Origin of the sequence: Arcticibacter pallidicorallinus (genome assembly GCF_003002875.1) — a bacterium.
In the GTDB taxonomy this organism is placed as follows: Bacteria; Bacteroidota; Bacteroidia; order Sphingobacteriales; family Sphingobacteriaceae; genus Arcticibacter; species Arcticibacter pallidicorallinus.
Genome location: NZ_PVTH01000005.1, coordinates 302,402 through 318,614, shown reverse-complemented (window position 1 = coordinate 318,614; position 16,213 = coordinate 302,402). Strand labels below are relative to the sequence as shown.

Here is a 16,213-nt window from a genome sequence, read left to right as displayed (position 1 = left end):
GTTGTTACTAGTTTTTTGCGGTTATTTTTTGGAAACTACAGAATCTGCATTTGATAAAATCGATGTAATTCTATCAGTGAAAAATCGAATCTGCCTTAAATAATCGACTGATCACTTTATATCACCTTTCTAAAGAGACAAGATTAGTCCGGTACGGCGCCGTATCCGCTTCGCATTTTGATTGGCTTTTATCGAAGCTGGTACGACGTTGGTACGACTTTGGTCCGAAGGTGAGAGGGCATTGAATAAAGGACGCTGAACACTTCTCGTCGCAGGAGAGCTTAATTCAGCAACGGCCAAATTTAGATTCAAGAAAGTTTGGAAATGATGTTTTTCTGGTATCTATCCCAGATTAAGGTTGAAAACCATAGATCTACAACATCGAATGGTAATTTGAGCGTATTAAAGGCTTCGAAAAGGATAGAAAGCGACTAAATCTCCGTTGAGTAGCGATGGGCAATCATCTGGCTGCACTGCGAGACCATCCGCGAAGAGACCTGCCGTAATATCGCCCGAGCCATTAAACGGTAAAATCTGAAGGCCCCCGGTTTTAGGATCAAGGCTTACAGGAAAGAATTCTGTTAGCGGGTGTTTTTTGGAGCGATCCTGAAGTATGGGCAGCTTGTACAACGGCCTGCTTTCAAAACCCATGCTTTTGAAGAGAAATGACTCCACGAAGATGCTGAAGGTCGTAAGGCAGGAGAGGGGATTTCCCGGTAAAGCAAAGACTACTTTACCCTCGGACGTTTGTCCTACCCATAACGGCTTGCCGGGACGAATGGCGACCTTATGAAAGATTTCCCTTACTCCCAGACTTTTTAATATTGCCGGCACATAGTCTGCGTCTCCCGCAGATACACCACCATTTATAATCGTTATATCAGATGTGATGGCCTGGGAGAGTGCTTCTGTCAAAGAATTAATTTCATCGGCGACATGACGCGAGAACCAGGCTGAGATTTGCCACTTCTTTAGTAAGGATTTCAGCAGGAATTGATTGCTGTTGCGTATCTGAAATGCTGTCACTTCAGCAGGAAGGGGGACGACCTCATCACCTGTGGTAATTACGGAGACAGAGGGTAAGGCATAAACGGACACCAGATGGTTTCCTGTAGCGGCAAGCAGGCTGATTATCTGCGAACTACAGCGTACCGGAGCCTTCACAAGTAAATCACCTTTTTTAGTGTCTTCGCCTTCTCTCGAAATGTTTTGATAGATCCTTAGATCATCTGCTCGCAGCTCAACTTCCTGGTCCAGTTCATTTGCGTCTTCTCTTCGGATAATGACGTCTGCTACCGGAGGAGTTGCTGCTCCCGTCATGATCTTATAACAATATCCTGAGCTAATCTGAGTCTGCGAAGCCTGACCGGCCAAAATAGTTTCTGCAACTTTATATTTTCGAATGCCTTTCTTCCAGTCGCTTTGCATAATGGCGTAGCCATCCATTGCTGCCCGGTTGAAGGGTGGGTAATTCCGGTCTGCGGTGATATCCTTTGACAGGATTCTGCCGTCAGCCTCTTCCAGCGCTACGAATTCATGGGCGAAACCTTTTACCAGTGACGAAATGAGGCTAAGGGCATTGTCAAGACTTTGCATTCCTAATGTCCTCCGCCTTTCATCATCTTTCGGGCATGGAAAATGGCAGGCAAGATCGCTTCCATCGATTCTTTCGCTCCTGCACTGCTGCCAGGGAGGGTAACCACGAGGGTTTGTGCGATTGAACCGGCAACGGCGCGACTCATCATTGCCAGGGGAGTACGCATCTGTCCGTAGTTTCGAATCGCTTCCGTGATACCGTCGGCATCACGTTCGAGCATCTCGCTAACAGCTTCGACGGTGTTGTCGCGCGGACCGAGTCCCGTGCCGCCAGTCGTAAACACGAAATGTACGTCGTCAGCTACCCACTTTTTTATCTGTTCCTGAATCTGATCTTTCTGATCGGCGACGATCTTATAATCGACCACGCTTGCGCTGATATCTTCCAGCATCTGTCGGATGAGCTTGCCGCTTTTATCCTCACGTTTACCTTCGGCAGTCGAATCTGAACATACCAGTATGGCGCAAGTAGGTGAGCTGGAGAAATATTTCTTACGGTCACTCTTGCCACCGGTCTTCTTTAACAGCTTGATATGGCCTATTTCCAGCATGGTGTCCACCGGCTTGAGCATGTCGTAAATTTCCAGGGCTGCCACGGAAACGGCTGTAAGCATCTCCATTTCAATGCCTGTCCGGCCTATCGACTTTGCTTCACCGAGGATGACGATACCATTTTTTTCAAATGCCGACTTTTCAAAAAACTCAGCGTGCGTTTCTTCCGAGAGAAAGCTGAACTGTATATCCATACCGTCTATACCTACGGGATGGCAATGTGGCAGCAACTGAGGCGTTAGTTTCGCTCCAATAAATCCAGCTGCCCGGGCTACATCAAAAAGGTTACCCTTAGGTAACTGCTCATTTTTAATAAGGCTGATCGTATCTGCAGAACAGAATATAACTGATATTGCCCTTGCGGACCGGAGTGTAATTTGCTTGCTGGTTATATCACGCATATACAAATATTATGATTTTTATCATACTGTGTTCGATCAATGTGAACAGCAGATCTGTTTGTGCGGTTTTACAGTAATATGAAGTGGATGATTCTATCCTGTTCAGATTACCTAATTAGTTCATTAATGATTTTGGTAAAGTAGTTGTCTTTATCGTCAATGTCTATAATTTCAATGACTTCAGACTTTCTCTGAAGTGGGTAGTTGCTCTGAATATATCTTAATACTCCCTTTCGGTCAAGAAAGAGATTTTTAGGGATCGCTCCAATCTTAAGTTCTTTTTCATACAATTCGCCAAGCTCCAGGACTTGAAAGTTGAAGTCCTTATCTTCAAGGAACTTTACCAAATTATTTCTTGTTTTGGAATCGTGTGTGATCGAAATAAAGTTCATCTTATCCTTATATCTTTCCTTGAGTCGGCTTAACTGCGGCATTTCTTCTATGCAAGGAGCACAATTAATTGCCCAAAAGTTGATAAGAGTTGGCTTACCCAAAAGGTCCTCTGAGGATATTTCCTTTCCGTTCAAATCATTCAACTTAAAGGCAGGAAGTGGCCGGTTCAGTAGTAAGTACAGCGAGTCCTGCTTATAGATGAATTCGGATGATGAAGACTGCTTGGTGGATGTTTTATTCGATACATTAAAGCTGAGGTAGTTTACAATTGAGTCCTTGATAATTGCTTTATGGTAAATGACCGGTAATAGCTCATGCGTAGGAGGCAGTTCTTTGTTTCCGGCAGATAAATAAGCATTTATTTGATCTTTAGAGAAGAACGTGCCGTTATTGAAGGTGTAAACGTTTTTCTGGCAGTAGCTGTTGAATGTCAAAAGTGTTAGAACGATAAGGAATAAGAATCTCATTGATTTACATGTGGTTAGTTCAGCTAAAATAACTTTTTTTTTACAGACTTTCCTAGCGCAGTCAATCATTGTCTGGAATTGATAGTAATCGTATGAGCCTTCAGCGTATCAGACTCAGCAGTGATCGTTAAAAGGCCCGGCTGCCCTTTCTTTCCGCGTACAATAACGAGGCACAAACCGTTAAATGTTTTGCGTTCGTGGCTTAGGAACGACACGAAGTTTGCGGGGTCGCCGTTGTCAGTAGCAACAATTTCTCCCGGCCCCTGAATGGAGAACCGGATGTTATCATTTGCTGTCGGAACCATCAGGCCTGCTTTATCGGTTACCTGGAGGGTGATAAATGAGAGGTCTGAGCCATCACAAAGGATGCTCTGCCTGTCTGCAGATAGCTGGAGCTGCGAAGCTCCCCCGGTAGTTTTTATTGTTTCCTCAGCCCATTTTTTGCCGTCTTTATATGAAACCACCTTGAGTTCTCCGGGTGCATATCTCACTTCATCCCAACGAAAGCGGTATTCATACCGGGCCATCTTCTTTCTGCCTTGCGATTTCCCGTTCAGGAAGAGCTCTGCCTCGTCACCGGATGTGAATACGTGCACCGGCGTCGTTAACCCAACACGGTCGGGCCAGTTCCAGTGTGGGAGAATATGAGCCATAGGCATTTCGGGCTTCCAACGAGACTGATAGAGGTAGAAGCGGTCTTTTTTGAAGCCGGCAAGATCAATAATGCCGAAGTAGGAACTTCGGGCCAGGTAATACGGGCTTGGCTCTCCGAGGTAATCCCAGCCGCTCCAGACAAAGCCTCCGGCTACAAAGGGATGTTTGTCCATGGTTGCGAATACTTTATCGGGTGATGCACCAAAATCAACGGTATATATTTCATAAGCGCTAACTTGCAATCTCAAAGAATCGCCACCCTGACCTCCCCTAACAGGTGAGCTGTTGCCTTTGAATATTGGGAACATATACTCCCCGCGACTGCTGAGCGTAGCGGCATTCTCACTGCTGACAATCACCTTGTCAGGATATTGAGAGTGGAATTCGGGGAAGACAGGTTGTGTATTAATGCCTTTAAGTCCGGCATATGCTGCACCGTTGCGAATGCCTTCGCCCTGATAATTCAAACTTATTATGTCTGCAACTCCCGGTAGCGGCATATGCGCTTTTGCGTAATTCATGGAAAGAGTGGTTGGGCGACTCATATCTTCTTCCTTCACTATCGTATTGAGCCTTCGTGCTAATTCCGCACCCTGCTCACCTGTGTACTGTTCACCCACTTCGTTGCCAAAACTCCACATGATAATGGAAGGGTGGTTCCGGTCGCGTCGTATAAAAGCACGAAGATCCTGTTCATGCCAGTCAGGGAAGATAAGATGAAAGTCGAGCGGTGTTTTTTTCAGCTCCCATCCGTCATAGATCTCATTAACAACGAGGAATCCCATACTGTCGGTTAACGCCAGTAATTCCGGAGCAGGCGGATTGTGTGCCATCCGAATGGCATTACATCCCATCTCCCGCAGCAGCTCGAGCTGACGCTCAGCGGCACGTTTGTTAAAAGCAGCACCCAGGGAACCAAGGTCATGGTGCTGGTTGACGCCTTTCAGTTCAATGCGCTGACCGTTTACAAAGACACCCTTCTTGGCATCAAAACGCAGCTCCCTGATGCCGAAAATGGTCTCATAGCTGTCGATTATTTTGCCGTTCATGGAGACGGTAGTCACGGCAGCGTAGCGGTTTGGGTTTTGCTCCGGTAAAGGTCCCCATAGCTTTGGATTGTTAATGGTCACTGATCCCGACGTCGTGAGTGTTCGTCCGCTGCCCAGGCTCAACTTAAGAGGTTTGTAGTTAGCGACCGGACGAGGAGCCCTTTCGCCTTTTAGATTTAAAGCGTAAATTTTCGTATTCACTTCCACATCGGCGACCGAGCGGTAAGTGTTTTCGAGCGTAACATCCAGGTCTATTACAGCTGAATTTTTAGATATTTCTCGTGGCTTGACGAATGTTCCCCAATGTGAGACATGTACCGGACTTGTTTTTGTTAGCCAGACATTGCGGTACAATCCGCCTCCAGGATACCATCTTGATGAGCTAGGTGGATTGTCGATCCTTATGGCTAGCTGGTTTGAGCTTCCCGGGACAAGGTAAGGCGTCAGGTTTACTCTAAAAGAATTATAACCGTATGGCCATCCGCCTGCGAGTTTTCCGTTTATCCATACCATAGCGTACGACATAGCACCGTCGACATCAAGATAAATGGACTTTCCGTCGTCTGATGATGGTATATCCAGCTCTTTCCTGTACCATGCCACTCCATGGCTGGGTAGTCTTCCCATACCTCCGCCGACTTCACTATTCCAGCCTTGCTGAAAGGGGCCTCTTATTGCCCAGTCGTGAGGGAGCTGGACCTGTTCCCATTTGCTATCATCAAAGTTGGTTTGAACAAAAGGAAAGTCAGCACCAGGGTTACCCGGAGGTCTGATATGGCGTTTTTTAGGGTCTTTGACAAATGGGTTTCCGGTCGGCATGATCCAGGGTTTCAAGACGCCGCCCGCGCGTTCAAGTTTTACCGCTTCTGTCGGCCTGGAATCTGCAGGCTTATCGTCTCTTTCGTCCTTTACCATAGGACGGACGTCGTATCTAAGACTGTCGGCCTCAGACAAGGTAGTATATTTAAAAAATCGCCAGCCATCGTTGATAAGTATTTTATCTCGAGGGGACTTCGTCTGCGCCGAGAGATGGAACAGGATGAAAAATGATGCTAAGAGCAAGAGGATGATTCGCTTGTCGAATGATGTAGTTCTCATATCTTTCTGAATAGTGCCTGCATGTGGGAAACCGCAGTTACTACGGTTTTGTGGTTTTTAATTGTGTTAAACGAAAGTACGTCTATCTAAGCTAATCTCATACAGATGAATATCGTTTGAAACATATGTAGTATCCTTTCAGTGATATGTACTGTTAGGTTGCGTAATTGCGAGCCCGCGTGATACTGTTTCAAGTTGGTTTGAACGGGAAGAATGTAGCTTAAATAAAACTTTTCTTGCTTTTTGAGACTTTATTAGTGTATGGAAAATAATGAAGAAAAAGCGAAAGCGCAACATACTACTGGCAAACATCCGGAGCCATCTGATAATGTGCAGTCGGATATTGAAACGGTAACTCCAGATACGGAGAACGGCGGACTGGAGGATGCCAACAAGCATGAAAGTCAGGATAAAAAGGATCAAGCATCAGGACCGGATGATAAAAACTCTGGTGCATCTGATAATACCGATGGCAAGGACAGCGAGCAACAAGTTAATGATGAGCAGGAAGATAGACAGCAAGGGAACGAGCAGCAAGATGATGCAGGTCAGGACCCGGAGCAGGAAGTGAGTGATGATCAGTCTGATACAGATCAATCTGCCGGAGATGATGCGCATGGTGATGTGGAAACGGTTAGTCCGTAGCAATTATAATGTGTTGTAGCTGATCTGTGCCGTCCAGACGCGCTACAAGAGATCAAATCGATATATTTGATCAAATAATTGTAAGATGGATGAGACGCCGAAACGTTTTGATCGGATCATAGCAATCCTTATTCAGCTCCAATCACGCAGAATCATAAAAGCGCAGGATCTGGCTGAGCGCTTTGAGGTCAGCCTGCGTACGATCTATCGTGATATCAGGACGCTGGAAGCATCCGGGGTGCCTATATATAGTGAGGCCGGCGTGGGTTATTCTCTAATGGAAGGGTATCGTCTGCCACCCGTTATGTTTACCAGAGAGGAAGCTGCAAGCTTTATTGCAGCGGAGAAGCTGATGCAAAAGTTCAGCGACAAGGAGATGGCGAAGCACTATGAATCAGCGGCGTTCAAGCTTAAGGCGGTGTTGAGGAGTTCCGATAAGGATTGGGTCTCGAATATTGAGTCGAGTGTGATGATGCAGCCGAAAGCGGCGCTTTTTAATGAAAACGCACCTAATGCACTCGCAGTCCTCTTTAAAAGTATTGCAGAGAAGAAGCAGACGAAGCTTCTTTACAGGGCCTTTGAGGCGGAGGCTGCCACCCAGCGAATTATTGAGCCTGTGGGGATATTTCACGATCATGACAACTGGTATGTCTTCGCATTCTGCCATCTTCGGGACGATTACAGGCAATTCAGAACAGACAGGATCCATAGTATTTGGACGACAGATGATCCCTTCACGAAGGAGCATCTCTCTTTGGAAGCCTATCTTAAACATGATGGAGAGAAGGTTCCTACCACAAGAGTCAGGATTGAAGCAGACCGGAAGATCAAGAAATATATGGACTTTGAAAAAAAGTACCATGGATTCGTCGAGGAGCGAATGGAAGGTGATTTTGTTCAGATGACTTTCCTCTGTCGCAATATAGACGAGGGGTTTGCCCGTTGGTATTTAACGTTTGGAGATCACGCCAGAATCATTGAACCTGAAAGTCTCAAAGAAAGGGTTCTGGCTTTGATGGAAAAGATGCAGACTAAAATATTAACAGACCATCAGAGGTAGTTCCTGATGGTCTGTTAATATTTATCTTTCCCAGAAGAAGGGAGGTTCGACGCCTAATGCTCTTAGGTAGACATAACCCTGCCCACGATGATGAACTTCATTGTCTATGAAATAAAGGATATTCTGGATGACCGGAAATTCATATTCCCCGAACAGATTAAACGTCTTACTGAAATCTTCTACTCTTAACTGACTCCAGTAGTCATTAATAACAGAAGTAGCCTTATCCCACTTCTCCAGATATTCCGCTTTTGTAGTAGCCTTCGTACTGTCTTCCTGATAAGGCTGAACCTCCTGAGTGACTATGCCTTTGATGCCAGGGGCGCCTATAGCAAGGAGTTCAGCTGTAAGCTCTGCAAATGTCCGCATACCTCCGATGGAGAATTCAAAAAATTCCTTTTCCGGAAACGCTTCGATCACGCGGCGGGTTAAGTTACGATGGCCTTGCCAATGATTAAGTAGCTCATCCTGGCTGATTACTTGCTTGGTTTCTTGAGTGATTTCTTGTGCTGTCGTGTTCATGACTTGTTGTTTTAAGTTTGTGATGTAAAGGTAGACTGGGGGTGTGACAACAGTTTGTCAGCAGTAAATACAAGCAATAAAAAAAATATGAACTATCTCCCTAATCGGGGTTTCGGTGAATTAATCGCTAAGTACTACCTTTGACAAACTATGGCTGTAATTGGATTAGCTGAAGACGACTTAAAAATAGCCGGACTTGTAAAAAAAGGTTTGGAAGAAAGTGGCTACACGGTGGTTGCTGTTTCCAATGGAGAAGACGCGCTGCAGATATTTCAGTCTCAGCAAATCGATCTCGTAATTCTCGACGTCATGATGCCGGGATTAAATGGCATTGAAGTCTGCAGGCATCTGCGGGAAAGTCAACGGGAACTTCCAATACTAATGCTGACAGCATTGGGCGCACTGGACGACAAGTTAGCCGGGTTTAATGGTGGTGCAGATGATTACCTTTTAAAGCCATTTCATTTCAAAGAGCTTCTTGTAAGGATTGAGGCGCTTCTAAGAAGGAGTTACGCTTTTCCCGTGACTGATGAGTCAGTCCTGCGCTTTGAAGACCTCAGCCTTAATACGGTGAGTAAAGAAGTTTGCAGAGCCGGAAAATTAATAAACCTCACGGCGAAAGAGCTTTCCTTGTTAGAGCTGTTTCTGAAAAATCCTAATCGGCTACTTTCAAGGCAGTTTATTGCTGAGCATGCGTGGGACATTAACTTCGACACCGGAACTAACGTCATTGACGTGTATGTTAATTTTCTTCGTAATAAAATAGAGAAAGGGTTCAGCAGGAAGCTGATTCACACAAGAATTAATATGGGCTACATCCTAAAGTGAAGTCATGAAAATCAAAAACCGGCTAGCACTTTATTTTACCCTTACCAGCACGTTGACACTATTAGTTGTTCTGTTTGCCATCTACTTTACGTTTCTGAAGTTTATGGAGTCTGACTTCTTCGACCGGCTGACGGATCGCACCATGGTAACGGCAAAGCTCTATCTTGAGGCTGATGAGATATCATCTACTGCATTAGCCAAGGCCAGAGGTCAGTATCTGGAGACGCTTAACGGTGAACGAATACGGATCTACAACTCAGAAAACAGACCTGTATTTATAGGCGATGGCGAAAGATATTGGAGCGCCCAGGTCATTGAGAGGGTACGTAAGGCGAAAAAGCTTAAGTTTAAAGATGGAGAGAACCAGGTTGTGGGAATTTTCTATAAGGATAACCAGGGCGACTTTGTGATTATAGCCTCGGCAACGGACAGGAGCACCTTTTACCGGCTCGGAAAGCTCAAAGATGTTATGATGTTCGTCTTCGTTATCATTTTTATCGGTTTATTGTTGTCTGCCCGGTGGATTGCGAACCGAATTTTAAAACCCCTTGATCTGTTTATAGATGAGGTTAAGCAAATTAAATCAAGCAATCTTCATTTCAGAGTTCAGGAGGGAAACAACAAAGATGAGATTAACCTCCTTGCATCCAACTTTAACAAGCTGATGGAGCACCTGGAACAGGCATTTGTACTACAGAAGACATTTATTGCAAATGCATCGCATGAGCTACGTACTCCAGTTACAAGTATGATGATAGGTGCGGAAATTGTGCTTTCGAAGGAAAGAAGCAATGGGGAGTATAAACAAGCTCTTGACTCCATTATGGAAGATGCCGAAAAAATGGATAGTATCATCAAGGAGTTAGTTAATCTTGCCCAGGCCGATGTTGAATACGGGTCGTCGAGGCTGCAGGATGTAAATTTGAAAGAAATGCTTATCTCCATTGCTGAAGAATGGAAAAACACTTCTTCATCAACGACCTTAGACGTTGTATTTGGTAATATTTCGGAATCAGGTGTGGTGCTATCTGCAAATCCGACTTTACTGAAGATAGCTATCAATAATATTATCTCGAACGCATTCAAGTTTTCGGATCATGGTAAGGTCGCATGTTCATTAACTTCGGACAGCGACAATGTCATCATCGAGGTGGATGATGACGGGCCAGGAATTGACGAGGTGGATCAGGCGCTTATTTTCGAGCCCTTCTACAGTTCAGCAAACAAGCCGGAACATGAGGGAACCGGCATGGGACTGTTTATGGCGCGAAAGATCGTTCAGTTATTTAAGGGTACAATCACCTTTCGGTCCTCTCATGACCATGGGAGCACCTTTATTATCCGGTTTCCCAAATTTTAATCCGGTTTTAATTTCGCTTTAATTCCCGTTTAATGCGCTGAGGATAGCTTTGGCGTAAATGAAAATACGATCATTAATCATCGGCATCCTTCTGACAAGCGTTGCAAATACCGCTTCTGCCCGGGATACTTTGAGCTTAAGTATGACGCAAGCGGAAACGATGTTTCTGCAGCAAAACGCACAGCTCATCGCTCAAAGGTATGAGACAGAACAGGCAAAGGCGGAGATAATCACGGCCAGGTTATTCGATAATCCTGAGCTGGACTACGAAAACTTGTTTTATAATCATGAGACGAGACGATTTTTGGAGACGTCCATGGCAACCGGACAGTATAACGCCTCTATAACGCAGATTATCAGGCTGGCAGGTAAACGTAATAAAAACATCCAGTTAGCCAAAACGGGAGTAAAACTCTCTGAGAGTGCTTACGCAGACCTTATGCGAACGCTCCGTTTTGAGCTCAGAAGTACCTTTTACAAAGCTTACTACACTCAGCTGTCTGTTTCAGTTTATGATCAACAGGTTAGATCGCTGCAAAAGCTTCTCAGTGCTTCTGAAAGTCAATTAGAATCAGGGAATATCGCTTTAAAAGATATTATCAGAATCAAATCGCGCCTGTATAGTCTGATGGGTGAGTACGCGACTGTTCAGAATGAGCTTCAAAGCCTAAAGAGCGAATTAATGTTGCTAATCCGTTCGGGTTCAAGCCGGGAGTTGGTTCTGAATGGTGATGGAGTCGACCCTGATACTTTCAGGCCTGAGGAGCGCTCGTTTCCTGGTCTTTTGGATTCAGCTAGAGCTAACCGGGCAGATTTGCAGTTGGCACGTACGGAGATGAAGCTCGCAGAAAATCTTTTATCCGTTCAAAAGGCAATGGCTATACCTGACATAGGGATATCATTGAGTTATGACCTTAAAGGAAACTATCCGGAAAAATACACAGGAGTAGGTATCAGTATGCCGATACCTCTCTTTAACAGGAATCAGGGAGAAATAAAGAAGGCTAAGGTTGGGATTGAGGCATCGAAATTAGGGCTGACCCGGCAGGAAGAGATTGTTGAAAATGAACTTTACAACAGTTATCAGACAGCGCTCAAAACAGCGAAGCTGTATAGCAGTCTTGACACCACCTTCAGTGAAAGCTTCGAGAAGCTGATGACTGGAGTGACGAATAGCTTTCAAACGCGAACTATAAGTCTAGTAGAATTTCTGGATTTCTATGATGCTTATAAGGAAACTGCTAGTCAGCTAAATGACTTGAAATATGAGCTAATGAACGCCAAAGAAACAATCAATTATCACACAGGCACGACAATTTTCAAATAATCCTATGAACATACGAATTGTAACACTTAGCTTTTTATGGTTTGCCACGGCGGCTGTGAGCGGCTGCAAGGAGCCAGTAGACGCCCCTGTGGTGGAAAAGTTTGCCATCACCGATTCCCTGATAAACCGGTTGCTTATTGACACGGTTCAACAGTCAAATAAAGTCAGCGATTTAATTTTCTCAGCAAGAATTACGGCGGAAGAGGAGCGGATGGCCGTAATCTTCCCCACAGTAAGCGGGCGGGTAAATAACGTGTCTGTTAAGCTGGGTGATTTGGTTTCTAAGGGACAGGTACTGGCAACCATAACCAGTGCAGAAATGGCGGAATTTGATAGACAGGTTATTACATCTTCTGCCGAGCTGAGAAACGCAGAGCGAAACCTTCAGCAAGCACAGGAATTGTTTAATAGCGGTCTTTCATCAGCAAGGGAGCTGGAGGAAGCGAAGAATGAGTTTCTGATAAAGCAAGCTGAAGATAAAAGTGCACGGGCGATATTGAAATTGCATGGAGGCAGCAGTAAAGGCACTTATTCAATTCCTTCGCCTTTGACTGGGTATGTCATTGAAAAGGATGTAAACTCAAATATGCAGCTCCGGGCCGATAATAACAGCAGCTTGTTTACTATTGCTGACTTGTCGCGTGTGTCGGCTATCGTTAATATTTACGAATCCGATATTCCGCGGATCAGCGAGGGGGACGAGGTTAGAATCGGTATCTTATCATATCCGGACAGAGAGTTTTCAGGTAAAATTGATAAGATCTACAATGTTCTGGACGGTGAAAGCAAAGTAATGAATGCCAGGGTAAGCATTGATAACCCTCAATTACTCCTGAAGCCTGGTATGTTGGCAACGGTAAGTATTTCTGCTAAATCAGGAATCGACCTCCCTGTAGTTAATTCAAGAGGGATAATTTTCGATGAGAACAGAAACTACGTTCTGACTTTGAGTGCGGCCAATAAGGTTGAGATCAAAGAAGTGCAAGTTAACCGCAAAGCAACCGGTAAGGCTTACATCAGCAAGGGTTTAATCGCAGGCGACCGGATTATCGCCTCCAGGCAGGTGTTTCTTTATGAGACACTCAAAGACTAAGCCCTCTCTCAATATCAACTACAATGAATAAACTCATAAAGGCCATTATTGGCTTCGCACTGAAAAACAAGTACTTTGTGTTTTTTGCCACGTTCATGATGATACTGGCAGGTTACCTGAGCTTCAGACAAACGCCTATTGAAGCATTCCCGGATGTGACGAATACCAACATTACAATCATCACGCAATGGCCCGGCAGAAGCGCAGAAGAAGTAGAGAAATTTGTCAGCAGACCATTGGAAATAGCGATGAATCCGACGGAGAAACGGACGAGTATCAGGTCGTCTTCTTTGTTTGGCTTGTCTATTGTGAAAGTGACGTTTGACGATGACGTTGATTATGCTTTTGCGCGGGTTCAGGTTAATAATCATCTGGACGAAGCGGATTTGCCGGAGGGTATCCAACCCGAGGTGCAACCTCCATACGGACCGACAGGTGAGATATTTCGGTATACATTGAGTAGTGATCAGAAGTCTGTAAGAGAGCTTAAGACATTACAGGACTGGGTTATCCAGAGAGAACTTTTGTCCGTTCCGGGTATTGCGGATGTAGTCAGTTTTGGAGGGGAGGTGAAGACGTACCAGATTACGGTCGACCCACAGAAAACTATTCAGTACGGTGTAAGCGCCACCGAGCTGTTCGATGCTGTGTCTAAAAGCAATATAAACGTGGGCGGTGATGTCATTGTTCAAAGCGGGCAGGCCTATGTGGTACGTGGTATCGGTATTTTAAATGATATTGATGAGATCAGGAATGTTGTCGTGAATAACTTCAACGGAACGCCTGTATATGTAAAGACGGTTGCTGATGTTGCGGAATCAGCTCTGCCGCGGCTCGGGCAAGTAGGTCGAGATCATGATCCAGATGTTGTGGAGGGAATAGTTGTCATGCGGAAGGGCGGCAACCCAAGTGAGGTTATCGAGCGGCTGAAGGATAAGATTTCAGAAATTAATACAACTATATTACCAGGAGATGTTCAGATAAACCCGTTTTACGATCGGGAAGATCTGGTGAACTACGCCACCCATACAGTTATGGGGAATATGCTCGAAGGGATCATATTTGTAACACTTATTGTGTTTCTCTTTATGGCAGACTGGCGCACCACGCTAATCGTATCGATCATAATCCCTCTGGCGTTACTATTCGCGTTTATTTGTTTGAAGCTGAAGGGGATGTCGGCCAACCTATTGTCGATGGGTGCTATAGATTTCGGAATCATCATCGATGGTGCAGTTGTTATGGTCGAAGGCATTTTTGTCGCGCTTGACCACAGGGCCCGGCAGGTGGGTATGCCGAAATTTAACGCCATGAGTAAGTTGGGTATTATAAAGAAAGCTTGTCTAGAGAACGGTAAAGGTATTTTCTTTGCCAAGCTGATTATCATAACCGGATTGCTGCCTATTTTCACCTTCGAAAAAGTAGAAGGTAAAATGTTCTCGCCCCTCGCATGGACCTTAAGTTTCGCTTTGCTAGGTGCGTTATTGCTGACCTTTACCCTTGTACCTGCTATGGCGAGTGTGCTCTTAAGGAAGAACGTCCGCGAAAAGCACAATGTATTTCTTGAATTTGTCATTCGGCATACCTTGAGGATCTATGATCGCTGTTTCCGGCTGAGAAAGCTTGTCTTCGGGTTCTCAATTTTTTGCCTGCTGGCGGGGATGCTGAGCTTTAAGCTTCTTGGAACTGAGTTCTTGCCCACACTGGATGAGGGTTCAATATACGTACGTGCTACAGGTCCGTTAAGCATTTCGCTGGACGAGACAAAAAAGCTCTCAAATGAAATGAGGAAGGTATTTTTGAGCTTTGACGAAGTAAAGCAGGTCTTATCACAGACCGGACGGCCAAATGATGGAACAGACGCTACGGGCTTCTATAATATGGAATTTCATGTCGACATCTTCCCAAGAAAGGAATGGAAGCGGAAACAGACGAAGGAACAGCTGATCGCGCGTATGCAGGAAAGCTTGAAAGATTTTCCCGGGATAAGCCTTAATTTTTCACAACCTATCTCGGACAACGTTGAAGAGGCTGTTTCGGGAGTCAAGGGATCTATAGTCGTTAAGATGTTTGGGAGTGACTTCAATATCATTGAGAGAGAAGAGGAGAAGATTTACGATATCCTTAAAGATATTGAGGGTATCGAAGATCTGGGTATATTGAGGAACCTTGGTCAGCCGGAGCTGCAGATCAACCTCAACCAAAAAAAGATGGCTCTTTATGGGATCACGACGGCGGATGCGAACGCAGTAATTGAAATGGCGATTGGGGGAAAGGCGGCTACGGAGATATATGAAGGAGAAAGGAAATTTGATCTTATCATCCGCTATCCGGAAGATTTCCGAAATGATGAGAACGCTATTGGTAACCTCATGATTCCTACGATCTCAGGTGGGAAGGTGCCGCTGGGCGAGATTTCAGAGATAATTAAGATTACCGGTCCTAGCATGATCTACAGGGATAAGCACGAGCGATACGGTGCTATAAAGTTCTCCATTCGTGGACGCGATATGGGAAGTGTTATTGGCGAAGCGCAGGCAAAAGTGAAAGAACATATTAAGTTGGACGATGGTTACAAGCTTGAGTGGGCCGGAGACTTTGAAAATCAGCAAAGGGCTTCCGCCAGATTAGCTCAGGCTGTCCCGGTCAGCCTCCTGCTTATCTTTTTAATCTTGTTTGTCCTATTTGGAAATATAAAAGATTCACTGCTTGTACTTAACAACGTTCCTTTCGCAATGGTAGGAGGGATTCTTGCCTTACTGGCAACGGGGATCAACTTCAACATATCAGCAGGAATTGGTTTTATTGCGCTATTCGGTATTTGCGTGCAGAATGGTGTGATACTCATCACCAGGTTCAAGACCAATATCGCAGACTTGAAACAGAAGCCTGAGTGGACTTTTATAGATGCTATCAGAGATGGACTGGAAACCAGGATACGCCCTGTTATGATGACCGCGCTTATGGCTGCGATAGGTTTATTACCTGCTGCCTTATCTACAGGTATCGGTTCTGAAGCATCTAAGCCGCTTGCTGTCGTGGTGATTGGGGGACTGATTACAAATACACTCTTTAATCTCTTTGTATATCCAACGGTTGTTTACTGGGCGTACCGCCCGGGAAAATTAAAAGAGGTTAAATAGAAAAACTGTCACTACCTCTTTACAC

At 45.0% G+C, this 16,213-nt stretch carries 12 protein-coding genes; 7 read left to right on the top strand and 5 right to left on the bottom strand.

The genetic code is table 11. The features are described from left to right. Positions 1–402: 402 nt before the first annotated feature. The 4 genes from B0I27_RS10610 to galB form a co-directional block, all read right to left on the bottom strand. On the bottom strand, positions 403–1,596 hold the full coding sequence (locus B0I27_RS10610) for a molybdopterin molybdotransferase MoeA (RefSeq protein ID WP_106293209.1): 1,194 nt from the start codon (positions 1,594–1,596) through the stop codon (positions 403–405). A gap of 2 nt (positions 1,597–1,598) precedes the next feature. Then, on the bottom strand, positions 1,599–2,549 hold the full coding sequence (gene moaCB / locus B0I27_RS10605) for a bifunctional molybdenum cofactor biosynthesis protein MoaC/MoaB (RefSeq protein WP_106293208.1): 951 nt from the start codon (positions 2,547–2,549) through the stop codon (positions 1,599–1,601). 107 nt (positions 2,550–2,656) lie between these two features. After that, the gene (locus tag B0I27_RS10600) at positions 2,657–3,409 is read right to left on the bottom strand and encodes a TlpA disulfide reductase family protein (protein ID WP_181276748.1); all 753 of its coding nucleotides are present in this window, start codon (positions 3,407–3,409) and stop codon (positions 2,657–2,659) included. A 65-nt stretch (positions 3,410–3,474) separates the two neighbouring features. After that, complete coding sequence (galB, locus tag B0I27_RS10595) at positions 3,475–6,210, bottom strand: beta-galactosidase GalB (protein ID WP_106293206.1); 2,736 nt, start codon at positions 6,208–6,210, stop codon at positions 3,475–3,477. A gap of 261 nt (positions 6,211–6,471) precedes the next feature. Here galB and B0I27_RS10590 point away from each other — a divergent pair, with 261 nt between their 5' ends. Both B0I27_RS10590 and B0I27_RS10585 read left to right on the top strand, forming a co-directional pair. Continuing rightward, positions 6,472–6,855 (top strand): hypothetical protein, encoded by a 384-nt coding sequence (locus tag B0I27_RS10590; protein ID WP_106293205.1) that lies wholly within the window; start codon positions 6,472–6,474, stop codon positions 6,853–6,855. Between the two features lie 85 nt (positions 6,856–6,940). After that, a complete protein-coding gene (locus tag B0I27_RS10585; protein ID WP_106293204.1) occupies positions 6,941–7,915 on the top strand; it encodes a helix-turn-helix transcriptional regulator in 975 nt (324 codons plus the stop codon). 21 nt (positions 7,916–7,936) lie between these two features. Here the strand turns inward: B0I27_RS10585 and B0I27_RS10580 are convergent, their stop codons facing one another. Further along, the gene (locus B0I27_RS10580; RefSeq protein ID WP_106293203.1) at positions 7,937–8,437 is read right to left on the bottom strand and encodes a DinB family protein; all 501 of its coding nucleotides are present in this window, start codon (positions 8,435–8,437) and stop codon (positions 7,937–7,939) included. Between the two features lie 150 nt (positions 8,438–8,587). On the opposite strand from B0I27_RS10580, the gene B0I27_RS10575 reads away from it, so the two are divergent. From B0I27_RS10575 to B0I27_RS10555, 5 genes are read left to right on the top strand one after another with little or no spacing between them, the layout of a single operon-like run. Beyond that, complete coding sequence (locus B0I27_RS10575; protein WP_106293202.1) at positions 8,588–9,265, top strand: response regulator transcription factor; 678 nt, start codon at positions 8,588–8,590, stop codon at positions 9,263–9,265. 4 nt (positions 9,266–9,269) lie between these two features. After that, positions 9,270–10,625: a sensor histidine kinase gene (locus B0I27_RS10570; RefSeq protein ID WP_106293201.1), complete on the top strand. Its 1,356-nt coding sequence runs from the start codon at positions 9,270–9,272 to the stop codon at positions 10,623–10,625. A 58-nt stretch (positions 10,626–10,683) separates the two neighbouring features. Next, a complete protein-coding gene (locus tag B0I27_RS10565; protein WP_181276747.1) occupies positions 10,684–11,952 on the top strand; it encodes a TolC family protein in 1,269 nt (422 codons plus the stop codon). Positions 11,953–11,956: 4 nt separating this feature from the next. After that, a complete protein-coding gene (locus tag B0I27_RS10560) occupies positions 11,957–13,045 on the top strand; it encodes an efflux RND transporter periplasmic adaptor subunit (RefSeq protein WP_106293200.1) in 1,089 nt (362 codons plus the stop codon). Between the two features lie 23 nt (positions 13,046–13,068). Further along, complete coding sequence (locus tag B0I27_RS10555; RefSeq protein ID WP_106293199.1) at positions 13,069–16,188, top strand: efflux RND transporter permease subunit; 3,120 nt, start codon at positions 13,069–13,071, stop codon at positions 16,186–16,188. Positions 16,189–16,213 lie beyond the last annotated feature (25 nt).

Coding starts and splice junctions, on each gene's coding strand:
- B0I27_RS10580 (WP_106293203.1), bottom strand. CDS start 8,437: ATGAACACGACAGCACAAGAAATCACTCAAGAAACCAAGCAAGTAATC.
- B0I27_RS10560 (WP_106293200.1), top strand. CDS start 11,957: ATGAACATACGAATTGTAACACTTAGCTTTTTATGGTTTGCCACGGCG.
- B0I27_RS10565 (WP_181276747.1), top strand. CDS start 10,684: ATGAAAATACGATCATTAATCATCGGCATCCTTCTGACAAGCGTTGCA.
- B0I27_RS10570 (WP_106293201.1), top strand. CDS start 9,270: ATGAAAATCAAAAACCGGCTAGCACTTTATTTTACCCTTACCAGCACG.
- B0I27_RS10555 (WP_106293199.1), top strand. CDS start 13,069: ATGAATAAACTCATAAAGGCCATTATTGGCTTCGCACTGAAAAACAAG.
- moaCB (WP_106293208.1), bottom strand. CDS start 2,549: ATGCGTGATATAACCAGCAAGCAAATTACACTCCGGTCCGCAAGGGCA.
- B0I27_RS10585 (WP_106293204.1), top strand. CDS start 6,941: ATGGATGAGACGCCGAAACGTTTTGATCGGATCATAGCAATCCTTATT.
- B0I27_RS10575 (WP_106293202.1), top strand. CDS start 8,588: ATGGCTGTAATTGGATTAGCTGAAGACGACTTAAAAATAGCCGGACTT.
- B0I27_RS10590 (WP_106293205.1), top strand. CDS start 6,472: ATGGAAAATAATGAAGAAAAAGCGAAAGCGCAACATACTACTGGCAAA.
- B0I27_RS10600 (WP_181276748.1), bottom strand. CDS start 3,409: ATGAGATTCTTATTCCTTATCGTTCTAACACTTTTGACATTCAACAGC.
- galB (WP_106293206.1), bottom strand. CDS start 6,210: ATGAGAACTACATCATTCGACAAGCGAATCATCCTCTTGCTCTTAGCA.
- B0I27_RS10610 (WP_106293209.1), bottom strand. CDS start 1,596: ATGCAAAGTCTTGACAATGCCCTTAGCCTCATTTCGTCACTGGTAAAA.